General features: G+C 35.3%; 22 protein-coding genes and 1 pseudogene. 14 read left to right on the forward strand and 9 right to left on the reverse strand.

Annotation, left to right across the window (positions count from 1 at the left end; genetic code table 11):
- Positions 1-238: 238 nt before the first annotated feature.
- Entirely contained in the window at positions 239-1,300 is a 1,062-nt protein-coding gene (locus ABH960_RS15360; protein WP_404446303.1) for a hypothetical protein, read from the reverse strand.
- Positions 1,301-1,331: 31 nt separating this feature from the next.
- Positions 1,332-1,952, reverse strand: coding sequence for an AAA family ATPase (locus ABH960_RS15365; RefSeq protein WP_404446306.1), 621 nt, complete (start codon positions 1,950-1,952; stop codon positions 1,332-1,334).
- A 286-nt stretch (positions 1,953-2,238) separates the two neighbouring features.
- On the opposite strand from ABH960_RS15365, the gene ABH960_RS15370 reads away from it, so the two are divergent.
- The 8 genes from ABH960_RS15370 (at position 2,239) to ABH960_RS29555 (ending at position 7,693) form a co-directional block, all read left to right on the forward strand.
- Positions 2,239-2,577, forward strand: coding sequence for a magnetosome magnetite crystal formation protein family (locus tag ABH960_RS15370; protein ID WP_404446309.1), 339 nt, complete (start codon positions 2,239-2,241; stop codon positions 2,575-2,577).
- A 3-nt stretch (positions 2,578-2,580) separates the two neighbouring features.
- The gene (locus ABH960_RS15375; RefSeq protein ID WP_404446312.1) at positions 2,581-2,832 is read left to right on the forward strand and encodes a hypothetical protein; all 252 of its coding nucleotides are present in this window, start codon (positions 2,581-2,583) and stop codon (positions 2,830-2,832) included.
- Between the two features lie 8 nt (positions 2,833-2,840).
- Positions 2,841-3,578, forward strand: coding sequence for a MerR family transcriptional regulator (locus ABH960_RS15380; protein WP_404446315.1), 738 nt, complete (start codon positions 2,841-2,843; stop codon positions 3,576-3,578).
- 288 nt (positions 3,579-3,866) lie between these two features.
- The gene (locus ABH960_RS15385) at positions 3,867-4,595 is read left to right on the forward strand and encodes a hypothetical protein (protein WP_404446318.1); all 729 of its coding nucleotides are present in this window, start codon (positions 3,867-3,869) and stop codon (positions 4,593-4,595) included.
- A gap of 82 nt (positions 4,596-4,677) precedes the next feature.
- Positions 4,678-5,004, forward strand: coding sequence for a phosphoribosyl-ATP pyrophosphohydrolase (locus tag ABH960_RS15390; protein ID WP_404446321.1), 327 nt, complete (start codon positions 4,678-4,680; stop codon positions 5,002-5,004).
- A 186-nt stretch (positions 5,005-5,190) separates the two neighbouring features.
- On the forward strand, positions 5,191-6,048 hold the full coding sequence (locus ABH960_RS15395; protein WP_404446324.1) for a DnaD domain-containing protein: 858 nt from the start codon (positions 5,191-5,193) through the stop codon (positions 6,046-6,048).
- Positions 6,045-7,331 (forward strand): replicative DNA helicase, encoded by a 1,287-nt coding sequence (dnaB, locus tag ABH960_RS15400; RefSeq protein WP_404446327.1) that lies wholly within the window; start codon positions 6,045-6,047, stop codon positions 7,329-7,331. Before ABH960_RS15395 ends, dnaB begins: the two co-directional genes overlap by 4 nt.
- A 197-nt stretch (positions 7,332-7,528) precedes the next feature.
- On the forward strand, positions 7,529-7,693 hold the full coding sequence (locus tag ABH960_RS29555) for a MerR family transcriptional regulator (protein WP_483862328.1): 165 nt from the start codon (positions 7,529-7,531) through the stop codon (positions 7,691-7,693).
- Positions 7,694-7,856: 163 nt separating this feature from the next.
- Here ABH960_RS29555 and ABH960_RS15410 read toward each other — a convergent pair whose 3' ends face one another.
- On the reverse strand, positions 7,857-8,642 hold the full coding sequence (locus ABH960_RS15410) for a TrmB family transcriptional regulator (RefSeq protein WP_404446333.1): 786 nt from the start codon (positions 8,640-8,642) through the stop codon (positions 7,857-7,859).
- A gap of 110 nt (positions 8,643-8,752) precedes the next feature.
- Between ABH960_RS15410 and ABH960_RS15415 the strand changes: the two genes are divergently transcribed.
- Complete coding sequence (locus tag ABH960_RS15415; protein ID WP_404446336.1) at positions 8,753-9,520, forward strand: TSUP family transporter; 768 nt, start codon at positions 8,753-8,755, stop codon at positions 9,518-9,520.
- Between the two features lie 224 nt (positions 9,521-9,744).
- On the opposite strand, the gene ABH960_RS15420 is transcribed toward ABH960_RS15415, so the two are convergent.
- Complete coding sequence (locus tag ABH960_RS15420) at positions 9,745-10,632, reverse strand: DMT family transporter (protein ID WP_404446339.1); 888 nt, start codon at positions 10,630-10,632, stop codon at positions 9,745-9,747.
- A gap of 393 nt (positions 10,633-11,025) precedes the next feature.
- Here ABH960_RS15420 and ABH960_RS15425 point away from each other — a divergent pair, with 393 nt between their 5' ends.
- The 3 genes from ABH960_RS15425 (at position 11,026) to ABH960_RS15435 (ending at position 12,558) form a co-directional block, all read left to right on the forward strand.
- Entirely contained in the window at positions 11,026-11,571 is a 546-nt protein-coding gene (locus ABH960_RS15425; protein ID WP_016103904.1) for a hypothetical protein, read from the forward strand.
- A gap of 2 nt (positions 11,572-11,573) precedes the next feature.
- Positions 11,574-12,233 carry a PspA/IM30 family protein gene (locus ABH960_RS15430; RefSeq protein ID WP_199715369.1) on the forward strand — a complete coding sequence of 220 codons (660 nt, stop codon included), beginning with the start codon at positions 11,574-11,576 and terminating at the stop codon, positions 12,231-12,233.
- A 163-nt stretch (positions 12,234-12,396) separates the two neighbouring features.
- Positions 12,397-12,558, forward strand: coding sequence for a hypothetical protein (locus ABH960_RS15435; RefSeq protein WP_404446343.1), 162 nt, complete (start codon positions 12,397-12,399; stop codon positions 12,556-12,558).
- A gap of 165 nt (positions 12,559-12,723) precedes the next feature.
- Here ABH960_RS15435 and ABH960_RS15440 read toward each other — a convergent pair whose 3' ends face one another.
- A complete protein-coding gene (locus tag ABH960_RS15440) occupies positions 12,724-13,299 on the reverse strand; it encodes a TetR/AcrR family transcriptional regulator (protein WP_404446346.1) in 576 nt (191 codons plus the stop codon).
- 142 nt (positions 13,300-13,441) lie between these two features.
- Between ABH960_RS15440 and ABH960_RS15445 the strand changes: the two genes are divergently transcribed.
- Positions 13,442-14,917 (forward strand): MDR family MFS transporter, encoded by a 1,476-nt coding sequence (locus ABH960_RS15445; RefSeq protein ID WP_309514625.1) that lies wholly within the window; start codon positions 13,442-13,444, stop codon positions 14,915-14,917.
- A gap of 43 nt (positions 14,918-14,960) precedes the next feature.
- On the opposite strand, the gene ABH960_RS15450 is transcribed toward ABH960_RS15445, so the two are convergent.
- The 4 genes and pseudogenes from ABH960_RS15450 to ABH960_RS15465 form a co-directional block, all read right to left on the reverse strand.
- On the reverse strand, positions 14,961-15,488 hold the full coding sequence (locus ABH960_RS15450; RefSeq protein WP_016126645.1) for a permease: 528 nt from the start codon (positions 15,486-15,488) through the stop codon (positions 14,961-14,963).
- On the reverse strand, positions 15,485-15,967 hold the full coding sequence (locus ABH960_RS15455) for a hypothetical protein (RefSeq protein ID WP_002140612.1): 483 nt from the start codon (positions 15,965-15,967) through the stop codon (positions 15,485-15,487). The genes ABH960_RS15450 and ABH960_RS15455 overlap by 4 nt, the downstream gene beginning before the upstream one ends.
- Entirely contained in the window at positions 15,960-16,301 is a 342-nt protein-coding gene (locus ABH960_RS15460; RefSeq protein WP_113936656.1) for a PadR family transcriptional regulator, read from the reverse strand. Before ABH960_RS15460 ends, ABH960_RS15455 begins: the two co-directional genes overlap by 8 nt.
- Before the next feature lie 289 nt (positions 16,302-16,590).
- Positions 16,591-16,683: pseudogene (locus ABH960_RS15465) on the reverse strand (YjcZ family sporulation protein); the annotation flags it as partial.
- A gap of 275 nt (positions 16,684-16,958) precedes the next feature.
- Here ABH960_RS15465 and ABH960_RS15470 point away from each other — a divergent pair.
- Positions 16,959-17,195 (forward strand): hypothetical protein, encoded by a 237-nt coding sequence (locus ABH960_RS15470; protein WP_002134711.1) that lies wholly within the window; start codon positions 16,959-16,961, stop codon positions 17,193-17,195.
- Positions 17,196-17,230 lie beyond the last annotated feature (35 nt).

The raw sequence follows: 17,230 nt of genomic DNA on the forward strand, positions 1-17,230 counted from the left end.
TCAAATGTACTGGCAACAATACTAGAAGGTGCAGATAACAAAATAGCAGAGATTTTTTAAGGGGATAACACCAATTCTGTGACAAATGGTGTTATAGAGTATGATAATAAAATAGAATAAAGTTTTTATTCTAATAGTCACTAAATTTATTTTGAAAGATTAATTTGGGATATATATTTGATGATTGGTTGTTAAAAACGAATTTTCAAAACGAAATACAAAAAATATGACTCGAACCTTATAGTTTCGAGTCATATTTTTCTTTAATTTTTGTTTCTAAATTTATTAAATTAGTTGCCTTTTTAAAAAAATCTTTATTAAGAATATTCTTATCTAAATCAACTTCCAAATAGAGTAATCCGAGTTCGTTTAAATGATTTATCAGCTTATTTTCTCTACTACCATATTCATGAATCCATGCAAATCCATCATTATTTACAAAAATAGTTGGTTCAATATAGCTATTTGAAACAAAAACATTGAAATGATATGAAAGATAATTTATTGACTTTACATCAGGGTCTATTGTTTGTTTACATATACAAACAAAATCTATAGAATCTATCCAAGCGTCAATCCAGTATATCCAATCCTGTAATTCAGGTGTATCAAACTCAACCATATTATATTTATATAGTTTATTATTAAACGTATTGAAATATAATTCTTTAGGAGCATGATATTTTTTTATCTCATCTCTCAATGTAACTACATCAGAGACTATAATTTCTTCAAAATTTTTAAGATTAGTGATTTCAGATGTTAATCTAGTGATAACGGAATGCAAAATGATATTATTGCTATATTTTTCGCTGATTGTACTAAGCTCGTTTTTCTTAAGTGGACCAACGAGTAAAAAAATGTCTAGGACCTCATATAAAAAATCTTTTACAAAATCTTTAATTAATATTGGGAGATTATTTATATAAGGAATGTTCATAAAATGCTCAAATAACAAAGAACATTTCAGAAAATCGGTTTGTTTATAGGGATGATAATTAGTGTTATTCGAGAGTTGTAAGTTAACTAATTCCCTAAAGTTACCCCTGGTCTTGTAGAAATATTCTCTTAGTTCAGTTACTGAAATATTAGTATTCATTCTCGAAGCGATTATTAAAAACTCAGACCATTCTAAGTTAGATAAATGAATGAATTCTCTAACAAGAGAGGCCATTAATGAGTTGTTATATTGTAAATCTATACATTTTTCTTTATCTATAATAATGAAAAAAGATAAGTCACTTTCTAGAAAAAGTATTTTATTTTCTAAAATGAATTCATTAAAGCTAACATTATTCATTTTATCTAATTCATCTAGGATGAAGAAAATTTTATAATAATCTGCAAGAAGATTTAAGATTTAAGATTTCAATTAGTTCATTTTGTACAGCGTCTTTATAAAAATTTTTGGTCTTTATGATTTTTGTTTTGTACCTGTCTATATCTTTGTCAGAAGTGTTTTTAGAAATGCTCGCTTTAAATGCTAAAAGCTTAAATGGAATATTTATTGAGGATTCAGAGTGGTCTTTAAATTCTTTGGTTAAAGCGTATTCTTTATCACTGATTTCTTCATGAATTATATTAAAAAAAATTTTTTCTTTTAATGATTCAATATGAGATTCGATTCTTTGTTTTATTTCTGTATCAATTTCTTTGGTTTTTAAGTCTATTTCTTGTATGTATGTGAATATATCTCTAAAAAAATTACTATTATTATTAGTTAGATTAAATCTGAAAAATAGGTAGTTACTTTTATTTTTGTATTGGTTTAAATAATAATTCATAATAGTGGATTTACCTACGCCTCTATTTCCAGAAAGTACTGTTATTCCAGGAATATGTTGATCGATTATTTTTTCTATCCTATTTATTTTTTGGAAGTGCTTAGGTGAAAATACACTAAGTTTAAGTTGTTCGTTTTTTAATGCCTTTAATGTAAGGTCTCTTTTCAAAAGTTTCTCCCCCTGTCTTTTTTTGTAATCCAAATACTGTAATTTTTATTATACATAGAAGTGACAGTATTTTGATTGTTTTTTGTACATTTATCTTGCGGAGAAATTAATATGGAGCAAAACTAATTTTATTGCTATGAATATTATTTCTCTTTCTTAAAAATTAGTAGTATAGACAAAACATATATGAGATACTCATGTTTAATTAAAAAAATCCCCTTGCAACTCTCCCAACGTCACCCCCTAACCTAAAGAAGACAAATCAAAAGGGGGGACAAAATCAACCATGAAAACCACCACAAAAGAAAAAAGAAACACCATCATCATGCTACTACTATCAGCCGCAATAGGAATCTTTTCGCCATTACTCATGTACATCACACTGGCACGTAAAAACGAGGTGTACAAATACCATTGCCGAAAGGCGTTCAACTTTCATTTGTTAATCTTTCTTCTATTTAATATTAGTTCGCGTATTAGTGATGTTTTGTTTTGGATTGTGTTTGCCTTTGAGGTCGTTCAAGTGATCATGGTTGCGTGGAAAGTAATACGCGATGAGCCATATCGTTATTTCATTCGAATTCCGTTATTTAAAGAAGATAAGTACGCAGTGGAAGGAGAATAGGTGATGAAACAAGAAGTGGAGATAAGGAGAAAGCGAATTTTTATTATGATTGCCGTGTTGTTTATTGCGATTTATATTGTTTTACGGAAAAGAAAGTATGAGCGCTTTTATGATGGTATTAGCGAGTATGAAAATCGTTATAGAGGTAATGTTCCTTTTTTATTGCTTGTTGTAGGTTTGTTTCAATATTATCGGCAGAATGAGATGAGTTTTTCTCATATGCTTCAGTATGTGAAAGAGAAGTTATCGGAGTAGGTGATGATATGGCATGGATGATTAGTGAGTTTGCAAGTGTTGGGGATGTTACGGTGCGGACGCTTCGTTATTATGACAAGATTAATTTATTAAAGCCGAGCGATTATACTGAGGGTGGGCATCGGTTATATACGAAAGATGATTTGTATGTGTTGCAGCAAATTCAATCGTTTAAGCATCTTGGTTTTTCGCTTGGTGAAATTCAAAATATTATATTGCAGCGTGATGTAGAGACTGAAGATTTTTTAAGACAAATGCATTTTCAAAGAGAAGTGCTTTTGGCAGAGCAAGAAAGAATTGCGAAGGTGCTTTCACATATGGATGAGATGACGAAGAAGTTTCAAAAGGAAGAACGCGTGGATATCGCTTTGTTTTCTTCGTTTCTGCAAACTTTTATATGGGAGAAAGAAAATCAAGAATGGTTAGAGGAACATTTTTCGAAGGATAGTGTTCAAGCATTTTACAATAATAAGGATTTAAAAGAAAAGTTTGATCGGCGCTTTATGAATGTGATAGGGAAGTTAAAAAGATATAGGGAAGAAGAGAAAAATCCACATCATCAAGATGTTCTAGTTACCTTGAAGGAATTTCGTAATTTAATAGATGAGATGATGAACTATATTGATATATCTCAAAGTGATGTGGAGGGTATAATTAAACAGTCAAAAATCCCATTAGCTGAATTTCCTGCTCTTTTTACGAATGAGGAAGAACGGTATATAAAAGAAGCTATGAATAAAATATAGTCGGTAACTAGGCAGTTTCCCCATTAGTATAAAATAGGGAAGCTGTCCGTCCTTTTAAAATCAATCCGTTGTCATCTTTATTCTTTCATTGGTTATTACGTACTATAATTTCTTCTGGTCATTAATTTTGTAAGCGTTTTTGTGTTTAAATTGTTTGATGGATTTCAATTATATTATCTGACAAATCAATCAAATAATTTTGTACTGAAAAAAATATTAAAACATGGGAATATATAGTTTGTATGAAATTAATTGTAATTAAATAAAAGAATGAGAGGGATAAGTGATTTGAATACTTTATTTTTATTATTGTTTTTTGTATGCTTAATCGCATTAATTATTGGGATTATTAAACCTCAAGCAGTAGTTAGATGGGGATCAGCAGAAAAAAGAAATAGAAAAAGTGTACTAAAGTTCTATGGAATAGGCGTAGTAGCAATGTTTATTTTATTTGGTGTAACTTCTGAGGGTACGAAAAAGACAGAAGAAGCAAAAACTGAGGCTAAGCCAGCTAAAGCTGAACAGAAGAAAGAGTTAACAGCAGAGGAAAAAGCAGCAGCAGAAAAAGCAGCAGCAGAGAAAGCAGCGGCAGAGAAAGCGGCAGCAGAGAAAGCAGCAGCAGAGAAGGCGGCAGCAGAACAGGTAGCGGCAGAGAAAGCAGCAGCGGAGAAAGCAGCAAAAGAAGAAGAAGAGCGAATTGGATATGAAACAGGAATTACATATGATCAATTAGCTAGAACACCAGATGAGTTTAAAGGAAAGAAAGCTAAATTTACAGGAAAAGTCCTTCAAGTAATGGAAGGACAAGGCGAGACGCAATTAAGAGTAGCAGTTAATGGAGATTATGATAAAGTATTATATGTTGCTTATAAAAGTGATATTTTAAATTCAAGAGTGTTAGAAAAAGATAATGTTACTATTAAAGGGAAATCTGCAGGTATATATACTTATAAATCTACTATGGGTGGCGAAATTAGTATCCCAGCAATGTTAGTAGAAAAGATTGATATTAATTAATAAGAAGCAACAAAGCAGTTTAACACCTAGTTAAACTGCTTTTCCATTATAATAGAAGAAAAACCTAACGGAGGAAAATCCCATGCCAACCTCCAACAAACTAATCCGAAACAAAATCCCACAAATAATAAAAAACAACGGAAAAACATCCACAACAAGAATCCTACCTGAAGAAGAATACATAAAAGAAATCTGCAAAAAAACAGAAGAAGAACTAACCGAATACTTAGAAGCAACAACAAAATCCCATAAACTCGAAGAACTATCCGACCTACTAGAACTAATAAACGCCCTAGCCGAACACGAAGGCACAACACTAGAAGAAATCAACAACATCCGTAAAAAGAAAGCAGAAGAAAGAGGTAGCTTTTCAGATCGAGTCTTTTTAATCGAAGTAACCGATAACTAGCCCCTCATAAGCCCCTACCAAGTAATAAATCACTAAGAAAAAACACAACAAAACAAAAACAACAACAAACACCGTAGTAGTAGTCAAAAAAAAATTTGAAATAACACGCCAAAAACCCACCCCTCCTTCCTATATATAGTACAAAGAGGAATTTTTTACTTTTGAATCGGGACAGGAGGAATTGGGATGGCGGTGTATCGTACTGTGCAGGTGAATTTTTGGCAGGATGATTTTGTTTTGGATTTGACGCCGGAGGAGCGGTATTTTTATGTTTATTTGTTAACTTGTTCGAAGACGACGCAGTGTGGGATTTTTCCGTTTCCGAAGCGGTTAGCTGAGATGGAGACGGGTTATAACGGGGGGACTGTTGATAAGTTAGTGCAGCGCTTTATTGATTATGGAAAGATTCTGTATGATGCGGAGACGAGGGAGTTATTTATTTTAAATTGGCTTCGTTATAATCCTGTGACGAATACGAATGTGGAGAAGTGTGTGCTTCGTGAGCTGAAGGGTGTGAAGAATAAGGAGTTTGTACATATGTTTCTTCAGAAGTGCGTAGAGGAGGAGCTGAATGTTCCGATGCTTTTAGCACATTTCGGTATGCCAGGTGATTTGGCCGTTCATGATGTTGATCCGGTTTGTGAAGAGGCGGAAGAAGAGGTTATAGAGGAAGAGACGGGAAGTCGCGTGTTTTCTTTTTATGAGCAACATTTCGGTAGTTTGTCTCCTCATACTGTGGAGGAACTGAGTGCGTGGATGGAAGATTTGTCAGAGGAGCTTGTGCTGAAGGCTCTTCAAATTGCGTATGAGAATAATAAGCGGACGGTTGCTTATGTGAAGGGGATTTTGAGGGGGTGGCACGGGAAAGGGTTTACGAAAGTATCTGAGGTTGAGGCAGATACGGCTCAGTTTAGGAAGAAGGAGTCGTCTGTTAGTAGCGGGGAGACGGAGGAGTTTTTGACGAGGTGCGAGGAGTGGGAGAAGAATGCGCTGTCAGAGGAAGAGTTGCAGCGGTTCTTAACTGAACGCGGGTGGCGTCCATGAGTATTCAAAATGTGGAGGCGGAAAAGACGGTGTTAGGTTCTCTTTTAATTGATGGAGAGCTTATTAAGGAGTGCCGTTTGACGGAGCATTATTTTTCTATGCCGGTGCATAAGTCTATATTTCGGTTAATGCGAAAAATTGAAGATGAAGGGCAACCAATTGATCTTGTGACGCTCGTTTCTAGGATGAATCCAAATTTTTTGGAGAATATCGGGGGGATGGAGTATTTTATAGCGTTAATAGAGGGTGTGCCTACAACTGCCAACTTCTCTTATTATGAGGGGCTTGTTCGAGGTGCATGGAAAATGTATCAGGCTGGCGTTCTTGGGCGCAAGATGGGAGAGCGTCTTATTGCGGAGAAGAATGAGAAAATTATTGGTGAGACGATTACGGCGCTTTGTGAGTTAGAGGAAAAGGACTATGTATGTGAGTTTGATTTGAAGGATGCTTTAGTTGGTTTGTATGAAGAGCTTCATCAAGATACGAAAGAGAATACTGGTATTGAGACTGGTTATACATCGCTAAATAAGATGACGTGCGGATTGCAGGAAGGGGATTTTGTCGTCCTTGGAGCGCGTCCTTCTATGGGGAAGACGGCGTTTGCGTTAAATATCGCGCTGCATGCGGCGAAGTCTGGAGCGGCAGTTGGGTTGTTTTCATTAGAGATGAGTAGTAAGCAACTGCTAAAAAGGCTGGCGTCTTGCGCGGGCGAAGTGTCAGGAGGTAGGCTGAAAAATCCGAAGCATCGTTTTACGATAGAAGACTGGGAAAAGGTGAGTAAGGCGTTTGCGGAGATTGGTGAGTTGCCACTTGAGATTTATGATAAGGCCGGTGTTACAATGCAGGATATTTGGATGCAGACTCGTAAGTTAAAGAGGAAGCATGGGGATAAAAAGCTTTTAGTCATTGTGGATTATTTGCAGCTTATTACGGGCGATCCAAAGCATAAGGGCAATCGATTTCAAGAGATTAGTGAAATTTCTCGTAAGCCTAAGTTATTAGCGCGTGATTTAAATGTTTGTATAGTAGCGTTGTCGCAATTGTCTCGTTCCGTAGAGTCACGGCAAGATAAGCGTCCTCTTTTATCTGATTTAAGAGAGACGGGACAAATTGAGCAAGACGCGGATGTCATTATGCTTATGTATCGCGAAGATTATTACGATAAGGAAACGATGCAGAAAGAGATGACGGAGATTCATGTGGCGAAGCATCGGAATGGGCCTGTGGGTAGTTTTAAGCTGAGATTTTTGAAGGAGTTTGGAAGGTTTGTGGAGAGTGGATGATAAAATAGAAGAAGGCATATAAAAAGGTAAAGGAGTGGTTACGGTTGACAAAAGTAGGTCGTTTATCCCGCATTAACGGGCAGTAAAACTCCCACCTCAAAATTCGGCTGGAGCAAAGGAGTTAGGTGGGAGATCAACTGCCCGTAAACGCCCGATTGGTTCAACTAATAATCAGTGGGGGATGAACAAAACCCCCACTGATTAAAGTTTCACTTTATGAGCAAGAGAAGCAAGAAGAAATAGATAAAGCACTTTCGGCAGCTGGAATGCTCTTTAAGGGAATGAGTATAGAGGAAGTGGCTAAGAAATTAGATGTAACAATTGAGACGGTGAAAGAGTGGGAGAAGCGTTTATCTCATTAATCGCTGGGTTAATGGGAATATTCCGCAAAGGGAAAATGGCAGCGTCTGTATAAATTTATATAAAAATAGCCGACTATTTACTATATAATAGTCAGCTATTTTTGTACGGAGAAGTTGTTAGGTTTAATACGCAAATTTTTTGATTTGCTCTTGAATATGTTTCTTATTTTTCCATAAAGAAGGATTTTCTCTCTGTAGTAATCCATTGCTCCAAATCATCTTGGCTACGTTGTACAAGTCGATTCACTAAAACATCATGCCATACATAATCCTCTAATAGGTATATATGAACGGGATCATCTGTATAAAAAGCAATATTACGCTCCTCAAGTGATGGTCCATAAATCATCTCTTTAGAATCTATCGATAAAATAAACCAATGTTCTGTAGACAGGGTTTCTGTATAAGGTGTTATACGATGGGCTTCTAGATTTTTAATGGGATTTTCAACATGCAGGGTAATACCTTGTACTGTAACTTTAGCAGCTACCTCAGATAGTTCCTCTTTTAACGCTTCATACATCTCATCCCACATTGAAATGACAATACGTTTTTGGGCTTTTTTTATTAATGCCTGACAGTAGCTAATTATTGTTTTATTGTCTTTTAAAGTAATCACTCGATTATCCGTTTTTTCCTCGAAAGTTTCTAGTTTTTTTAATGAATCACTGATTACTTCATAAGTAGACTGCCATTCTGATTGCGCCTTTTGTAAAAAGATTTCAACAGGTAGAGGTGAATAGCGAGTGGTGTCATTTATTTCTTCCTTCATGACAATTCCTTTTTCTACAAGGTTACCCAAAATCTCGTAAATTCGCGCTCTTGGGATACCCGAATCCTTACTCACTTGGTAGGCTGTGACAGGCCCCTGTTTAACAAGAGATACATAAGATTTAGCTTCATATTCATTAAAACCAATTTTTTTAAGCTGTTGCACTATGTAGTCCACTTTTTTCGTCCTCCGATGTTTGCTTTTATATTTCAACGTTACAATAACTGTTTACATTTAGCAAATTATTAGTTACTATTCGGATAGTGACTAAAGGGGAGGTTAATAGTATGGATTTTTATTTAGACCCATCAGTATTAATTATTTTGATTGCTTTTGGATTTTTAGCTGCATTTATTGATTCAGTTGTAGGTGGTGGAGGACTCATTGCCTTACCCGCTTTATTATTTACAGGACTGAATCCAGCAAGTGCAGTAGCTACGAATAAACTAGCGTCGACAATGGGGTGTGCAACTAGTAATATTGTGTTTTATCGTTCTGGTAATCTTGATTTGAAATCGGCGTTTAAATTATTTCCACTCACTTTCATAGGCTCCATAATAGGGGCATGGACCGTTCATTTAATGAACCCAGAAGTACTGAAGCCATTGATGCTGATCATGCTTGGTGCGGTTGCTATTTATACGATATTTAAAAAGGATTGGGGTAGTATTTCCACTCATAAAAAATTGTCTGGTCGACATGTCATTATCTTTACTTTTTTTATTTTTGCTATTGGTTTTTATGATGGATTTTTAGGTCCTGGCACAGGTTCATTTTTAATGTTTTCTCTTTTATTTATTGGGTATGATTTTTTAAAAGCAGCAGGTAATGCGAAGCTTCTTAATTTAGGAAGTAATGTTGGTGCATTGTTGATATTTATGTATGTAGGGCAAGTAAACTATGTGTATGGTTTTATAATGGGGATTGCTCAAATTGCTGGAGGGATTGTTGGCTCCAAATTTGCTATAAAAAAAGGAAGCGGGTATGTTCGTGCTCTTTTCATTACAGTAACTTGTTTATTGTTAGCGAAAAATCTGTATGACTATATTCAGTAAGTAATTTTGAACATCTTCACTTCAAAGAACGTAGAAAAGGTCAAATATGAAGGCTACATAAAATATAAGAAGATACTAGGGGCAAATTTCTTTTAACATTTTTTAGATGCTACCTTATTCGAAGATAGCATCTAAAAAAGTCTCATTTAAAAGAAAATCTAAGTGAAGAGAATGATATAAACTCATATTTTTCTGGGGTATGTTTATTGATCATAGTGAAATGTTTACTCTATATTCTTCTTATAATTAACCCGCAACAACCCCTTAAAATCTATCTCAGCAATCAACACACTCAATAATATAAGCGTCGCCCCTAAATACCCTTTTCCTGTGAGCGTTTCACCTGTGAAAACAAAGGCAAACCCTGCCGAAAAAACAGGTTCTAGTGAAAAGATAAGTCCCGTATGTGTTGGCGTCGTGTATTGCTGGGCGATCACTTGCACGATGAATGCGACTGCGGTACAAAATATGCTTAAGGCTAATATGATTAGCCATGAGTTGATCGTGCTAGGCAGTTTTGGAGTTTCCATCACTAATGAAAAAATAAGACTAAATAGGCCGACAAAACCGAGTTGTACTACCCCAAGTGCAATTGAATTCACATGTTTTGTTACGTTTCCAGTAATGATGACGTGAATGGCATAAAATAAAGCAGATAATATGCAAAATATATCGCCGTTACCGATCTTGAATTCGTTAGTTAATGTTAATAAGCCAATTCCTATTATCGTTAACACAATTCCTAATATAACTTTCTTTTCAGGAATGTGTTTTAAAAATATAGCTGATAATATCGGAATGAAAATGACTGTGAGACATAGTAAGAAACCAGCATTAGAGACACTAGTATACTTTGTACCGAATGTCGCGAAAATGTAAACGATAAATAAAACGGAAGCTAGTATAAAAGCATATTTTACAGTTTTAAAATCGACTTTGAATAAATGTTTGTAAAATATTAAACCTGATAAAAGAAAGGCAATAATAAATCGTAATGCGATTAAATTGTATTCTTCTATGCCATCAAGTCCAAGCTTTGTAAGTAGGATGGATGCACCCCAAAAAAATGTAACTAGTAGTAGCATTAAATCAGCTTTTAATTGAATTTTCATTTCTATTCCCTCGTTATGTATAATTTATGATTCCATACCCCTATCCCCATTGTTTATTTTAATATTAATTCTGAATATTTGGAACGAAAATTTATCGACGCTTTTTTCTCGATTCAATTATTGAAAGTTCGGATTTGAAGAAGATTGGTGTGTGAGTTTCGAAAGTGAATAGAAATAATGAAAAAGAACCCAATTTCTCTATTTGATATGGAGAAGTTGGGTTTTTTCGTTTTGGAATAATTATGAGAAATTTTTTAGATATTTCTCATATATTCATCATGTTTCTTTCATGCTCTTCTCACGTCCAAGTTTTACACTCATATGTATCAAAGGTAAAGGGAGGTAATACATTTTTTACTTATTTCAAAACGAAGGATAGATGGTGGTGAACAGATGAAAAAGAATAAGTGTAAAAAATTGCGTTGGTTAAAATGGGTTTTGATCCTTCCGTTACTTCTGGGATTACTATTGTTTGGATTACATAGTATGAAGTTTGAAAGGTGGGATCATGAGAAGCATAAGCAAGCGGCATATACTGTTTCTCACGATAAAGAAAGGGAAGCTTTCGTTACACAAAAAGAAAAGTTTAATAACTTTGAGCGAAAGCAGCATCATGAAAAACACCATGAAAAAGAGTTTGAAGGTTTATTCTTTATACCATTCCTGTTAGCGTTTGGATTTGTTCTTTTCGGCTGGTTTATGCTTCGTAAGTCTGAAGGGAATACGGTTAAAAAATGGACAGGCATATTGCTCCTAGTTATTGGTTTATTACCAGTCCTTCCGATGCTTGCATTTGTTGCAACGATTGTTTGGGCATATAAAAAATTAAAAGAGAAAAGAATGGCAACTGATATAGATGTATACAGCGATTTTCAAGTACAAAAACAAGTAGATATTTTAGATCAATGGGAACGCAATATTCGTAAGGAGGAGAAGTAATAATGGGTATTTTAAAACGTATTAAAAAGATTGTAGTAGCGGATGTGCATCAAACGTTAGATAAGATAGAAAATCCGGTTAGCATGTTGAAGCAATATCTTCGCGAGACAGAACAGCAAATTGCGAAGGCTGAAAAAGCACTTTCTCACCAATATTATTTAGAAAAAAAATATGAAGCATTAATTTCAGAAACGGATACTCTTATTGCAAAGAGAACTCGCCAAGCTGAGCTTGCAGTATCACGCGAAGAAGATCAAATGGCGCAGTTAGCCTTGCAAGAAAAGATTGTAAATGAGAAAAAAGCGGAACTATATCGCCAGCAGTACGAAATAACAAAAGAGCAAACAGCGACGCTTTATGAACAAATTGACAAATTGCAAAAGAAATATGGAGAGTTGCAATATAAAGAACTAGTTCTTGTTTCGCGATTAAATGCGGCGCAAGCGATAAAAGAAAGCAACAGAGCAATTGATTCGTTCCATACAGAAAGTACAGCGAAAGGCTTCGCGCGCATTGAATCGTATGTGCAAAAGCTAGAAGCAGAAACGGCTGCTAGTAACTATTTTTATAATTTAAAGTCTCCTAATCAGCAAGAAGTGTTAGATCAAAATTTGCAAGAAGAAGTACAGCGGGAGTTAGAGAAGTTAAAAGAGAATAAATAGTATGCAAAAAGCCCATTTTCATATGGGCTTTTTTCTATGTAAAATTTCATTTGTTTTGTTTACATAATATCTTTACAATCGTTTGGTAAAATATATTTAACTGCATATTGTGAGGGTGGGTGGTTATCCCTTCTTTCTATTTGGAAGGAAAGGAGGTGATAATATGGAGTTTTTGTTTGATCTTGTAAAAGAGTTTGTGAAAGCGACTATACGTGAAGTTTCAGCGTATTTTTTGCGGAAGCAACTTCTGGATAAGGACAACAAAAAAACCACTCCGCGTCGTAGGAAGCAAAAGGGTGGGTTCCGCAAAAGAAATAACCTATAATAACTACCACCCTATACGGTAGCAGTTAAGGAAGAGATGTTAGCGCATCCCTTCTTTTATTATACGCAATTTCATTCGATGTCACACTTATATAGTATTCTACGGAAAATATAACATATTCCTATTTTGTGGTCAATTTGATTACATGATCTAAAAGTTGTAATACTATTCCTTTTCAAACTGAAAAATATCCCGATTAATGAGTTGATGGAAGTGCCTATCCATTTCTGCCGCAGAAACTGTTCTTCCGTTTTGGAACCACCACGTACTTAATGAGGTGATTGCCCCTGAATAAAATTCAATGGTTAAATCATTTGGCATCGTATGATTTTTACACAGTTGATTTAACGCTTCTATTTCTTGTTTTCTCGTTTCATGACTTAAATACTGTGTCCGGCTAATAAATTGTTCATCAGATATTTGTGTCTCTAATATTTTACCGATTTCTTCATGGTGTAGAAATTGTTCCATTACTTGAAATGGTTTACTTAATCGATCTGAAACCGGTATTTCAGCAATCATCTTGCCATATCGTTTAAATCCAAATGCTAATAAAGCATCTTTATCTTCAAAATGTTTATAAAAGGTTGTTCGGTGTACCATTGCGCGATCACAAATTTGGTTAATCGTGATAGTACTATATTTCTGCTTTGATTGCGTCATTAATTCAAATAAGGAATCCCACAATAATTTATGTGTACGTCTAATACGTAAATCAAGCTGTTTTTCATTATCGTTCATCTACAATTCTCCTTTTTTGTAGATTAAATATACAATGGCTTTAAATTGATTCTCCTTTTTTAATCTACATATGTATATTATATTACATGTGTTCCGGTGTATTTAAAGATTTTCAAGTAAAAAACAGGAGGAGAATCAATACATGAATATAACAACTAAGAGCCCTGCAAGTGGCAAAGTTGATACTTCTAATATGAAACATACCCCGATTTTAATTGCATTACTTTTAGGGGCAATGGTTGCATTATTAAACGAAACATTACTTGGTAATGCGTTAACTGTATTAATGAAAGAATTCGACGTAACAGCTTCAACGATTCAATGGCTTTCTACAGCTTACATGTTGGTGGTTGGGGTTTTAGTCCCGATTACAGCGTTACTTCAGCAATGGCTCACAACGAGACAAATGTTTTTGATCGCTATGGTAACGTTTTTAGTCGGTACATTAATTGCGGGATTTGCACCGACATTTTCCGTTTTATTAGTCGGCCGTATCGTCCAAGCAGTAGCGACGGGGTTAATTTCACCGTTATTAATGAATACGATTTTAATTATTTGTCCACCTGAAAAACGTGGTGCCACAATGGGATTAATCGCACTTGTGATGATGTCAGCTCCGGCAATTGGTCCTACATTATCAGGAGTAATCGTTGATTCATTAAATTGGCGCTGGTTATTCTACATTGTTATTCCTATCGTGATTATTTCAATTATGATTGGGATGAAGTACATTCAAAATGTTACGGAGTTAACAAGGCCAAAAGTAGATTATCCATCTATTCTTTTATCGACATTAGGATTTGGCGGGCTTGTGTATAGCTTTAGTGCATCGGGTGATGTAGGATGGTCTGATGCGAAAGTGTATGGCACTTTAATTGTTGGGCTTATATCATTATGTATTTTTGTCGTTCGACAATTAAAAATCGAGAATCCAATTTTAGAATTACGTGCATTTAAAGTTCCGATGTTTACAATATCAGTTGGATTAATCGTCATTGTGATGATGTCGTTATTTTCAACGATGACTTTATTACCGATGTTCCTACAAACAGTTTTACTCGTTACAGCATTTAAATCAGGACTAATAATGCTTCCAGGAAGTATTATTAGCGCCATAATGGGACCAATCGCAGGTAAACTATTTGATAAATTTAGCCCGAAAGTTGTTATCGTTCCCGGTATTGTGTTAGTAGGTATTGCAATGTTCTTATTTAAAGGCATTACTCCTGATACATCAATGGTACAAATTATTGTCATGCATAGCGTATTAATGGTCGGACTCATGTTTGTAATGACAGCACAAACATATGGATTAAATCAATTAACACCAGATTTATATCCGCACGGAACAGCACTGTTTAATACGTTACAGCAAGTAGCTGGCGCAATTGGTACGGCTATCTTTATTTCGAAAATGTCTTCAGGAACAACTAAGTATATGGAAAGCTCAGCAAATCCAATGGATCCAGTAGAGAAGTTAAACGGTTTAACATCTGGATTCCAAGGCGCATTTACACTAGGGTTAATCTTTATCGTTATTGCTTTTATCGTATCGTTGTTCTTAAAAGAAGAGAAAAAGGAAGTAAAGGCAGCGAGGGTTTTACAGAACGAAAATTAAGGTTCATATTAAAAAGACATCTTTACAAGATAAAGATGTCTTTTTACATTTCTTTCGTAATATCATACTGCAACAACTGCCGTTGATCATAAAACTTCTCAAAAACGATGCCCATTACGTAGAAGAACAACAGACCGAAGCAAATGTGAACGAGCGTAAAGGTAGCTCCGAATGAAGAAAATTCATACACCATAATCGGTAATTTCGCAGTTGTCCAAACACCTAAGAAAAATACGATGTACCTAATACTTGCGCCTTTTTTTAATAGTAGTGCTGCAATCGGAAAGGCAACATAGAGGGGACCAGCTGCAATTCCGCCTAATAATAGAGAGAATAATATTCCATATATGCCGGACTTTTCTCCCATATATTTCATTAGCGTTTCTTTCTTCACCCACTGATCAAGTAACCCTACAAATATTAGGACAGGGGGGAGTAGAAACAACATATCTAAAATGCTATTCCCCGTTAATTGTAATGCGCTCCATCCTAAAGATTGGTTTATAAAAGTTAGAATGATAAGTCCAATCAGCAAAATGAAAAAGAAGCGATATCTTTTTAGTTCTTTCATACCATCACCACCCAAATGATATAGGAGAATAGGAGTGACATGAGTAATGCAGATGCATTACGAGCGTAAGCAAAGCTTCGTCCGAATATCTTTTGTTCCATCGGCAAGGTTGTAATTCCTACTGACATTAGTGTAGACATGAGTGCCGCAACTTGAGGAAGACCTGCGCCGTGCTGTACTAACGTATTACCAAGTGGGAACACGATAAAGCTTGGGATAAGTGCCACAGATCCGAGTAGTGCTGAATAAATAATACCTAAAAATCCAGACTGTTCTCCAATGATGGAAGAGATGAAGGACGGCGTTAAGATAGAAAGTGATAGTCCAACGAAAAGCATAATGGAGAGCATGGCAGGGAGGAGGTTTTGAAATATTTTCCATGATTTTAATAGGGCAGCTTTCGTTTTATTCCGATCCTTCATAAAAGAAATCCCAGTAAGAATAATGGCCAAAGTGTAAAGGATAGCACCATTAATCATGATTAGATTCCTTTAAGTCTTTATATTTGTCTAAGAAAAATGATAAGTTTTTCATTTTTTCCTCAATATCCATTTGAAAATCCGCTAATTGTTCTTTTCCGGCTATAGTAATTTTGTACATCTTTCTCGGCTTATCTGGAACGGATGTACTTACATAAGATTCAATCGCACCTTCGTTTTCTAATTTCTTCAGCGTGCGGTAAAGGATGGCACTATCGATTGGATTGACCGGAAGTTCTTCCACGCATTTCTGAAGTAGCTGCCCGCCATAGTTATCGCCTTCTGCTAAAAATAACAAAAGAAATGCACCTGTATGTCTTCCTGTATGCTTCATAAGTATACCTCCTAGAATATATACTGTTAATGACAGTATACTGTTGTTAACAGTATATGGTGCATGAAGTGCTATGTCAATTTAAAAATGTTACTGAGGAGAAATGGCAATTCATGTTTTAATCTTGTTAAATAACAAAATAAAAGCCTACTGTTTTCTTGTGACAGTGGCTTTCATAGTTGGTAAACTACTATATTACGCTTAGGGAATCTCGCCTTTTGATAGTAACACATATATGTTAGCCCTATATTGAGAAATAAAAAAAAGACACTCTCAAGAGTGCCTCTTATTAGCAGCCGAATCCGCCGCCCCAACAGCTAGCTCCAACGATGATTAATAAGATAAAGAGCACAACAAGTAAGGCGAATCCACCGCCAAAACCACAGCCTCCACCACAACTACCACCATAGCCTCCACAACTACCACCATAGCCTCCACAACTACCACCATAGCCCATATTAACTCCTCCTTCCATAAAGTCCATATATTAATGGATTTATATCACTTTATGTTTTTACGGATAAACTTGAGCAGGTCCTTTTGAAAAAATAAAAGTACTCGGTATTTTAAAAGAGTTGACGAACTTATTTTTGTCACGAGTATTCCGCTTATTACATATGGTATTTTATTCTGTGCATTGGGGGAAAGGAGATCGTTATGGCTAATTCTGAGATGATATTACGTTTACTTACGGATTTAAAGATTGAGCAGCAAGCTTTAAAAGAACAGCTGGAGAAAATGCAAACAGCTTTGAGTATTCTTGAAGAAAAACCAACTATTCTTGAAGAGAAATCAGCTACTCTTCAAGAGAAACCAGTTGTTACAAAGCAACGTGGACATTCTGGGTTTCCAACATCTTTTCGTGATTGGAGAGCATCTTCTCAAAAGAACTAAGGAATCCTATTATAGTGAGTTATACAAAATCACAA

The sequence above is a fragment of the Bacillus sp. RC252 genome, from assembly GCF_044909215.1.
Lineage (GTDB): Bacteria > Bacillota > Bacilli > Bacillales > Bacillaceae_G > Bacillus_A > Bacillus_A mycoides.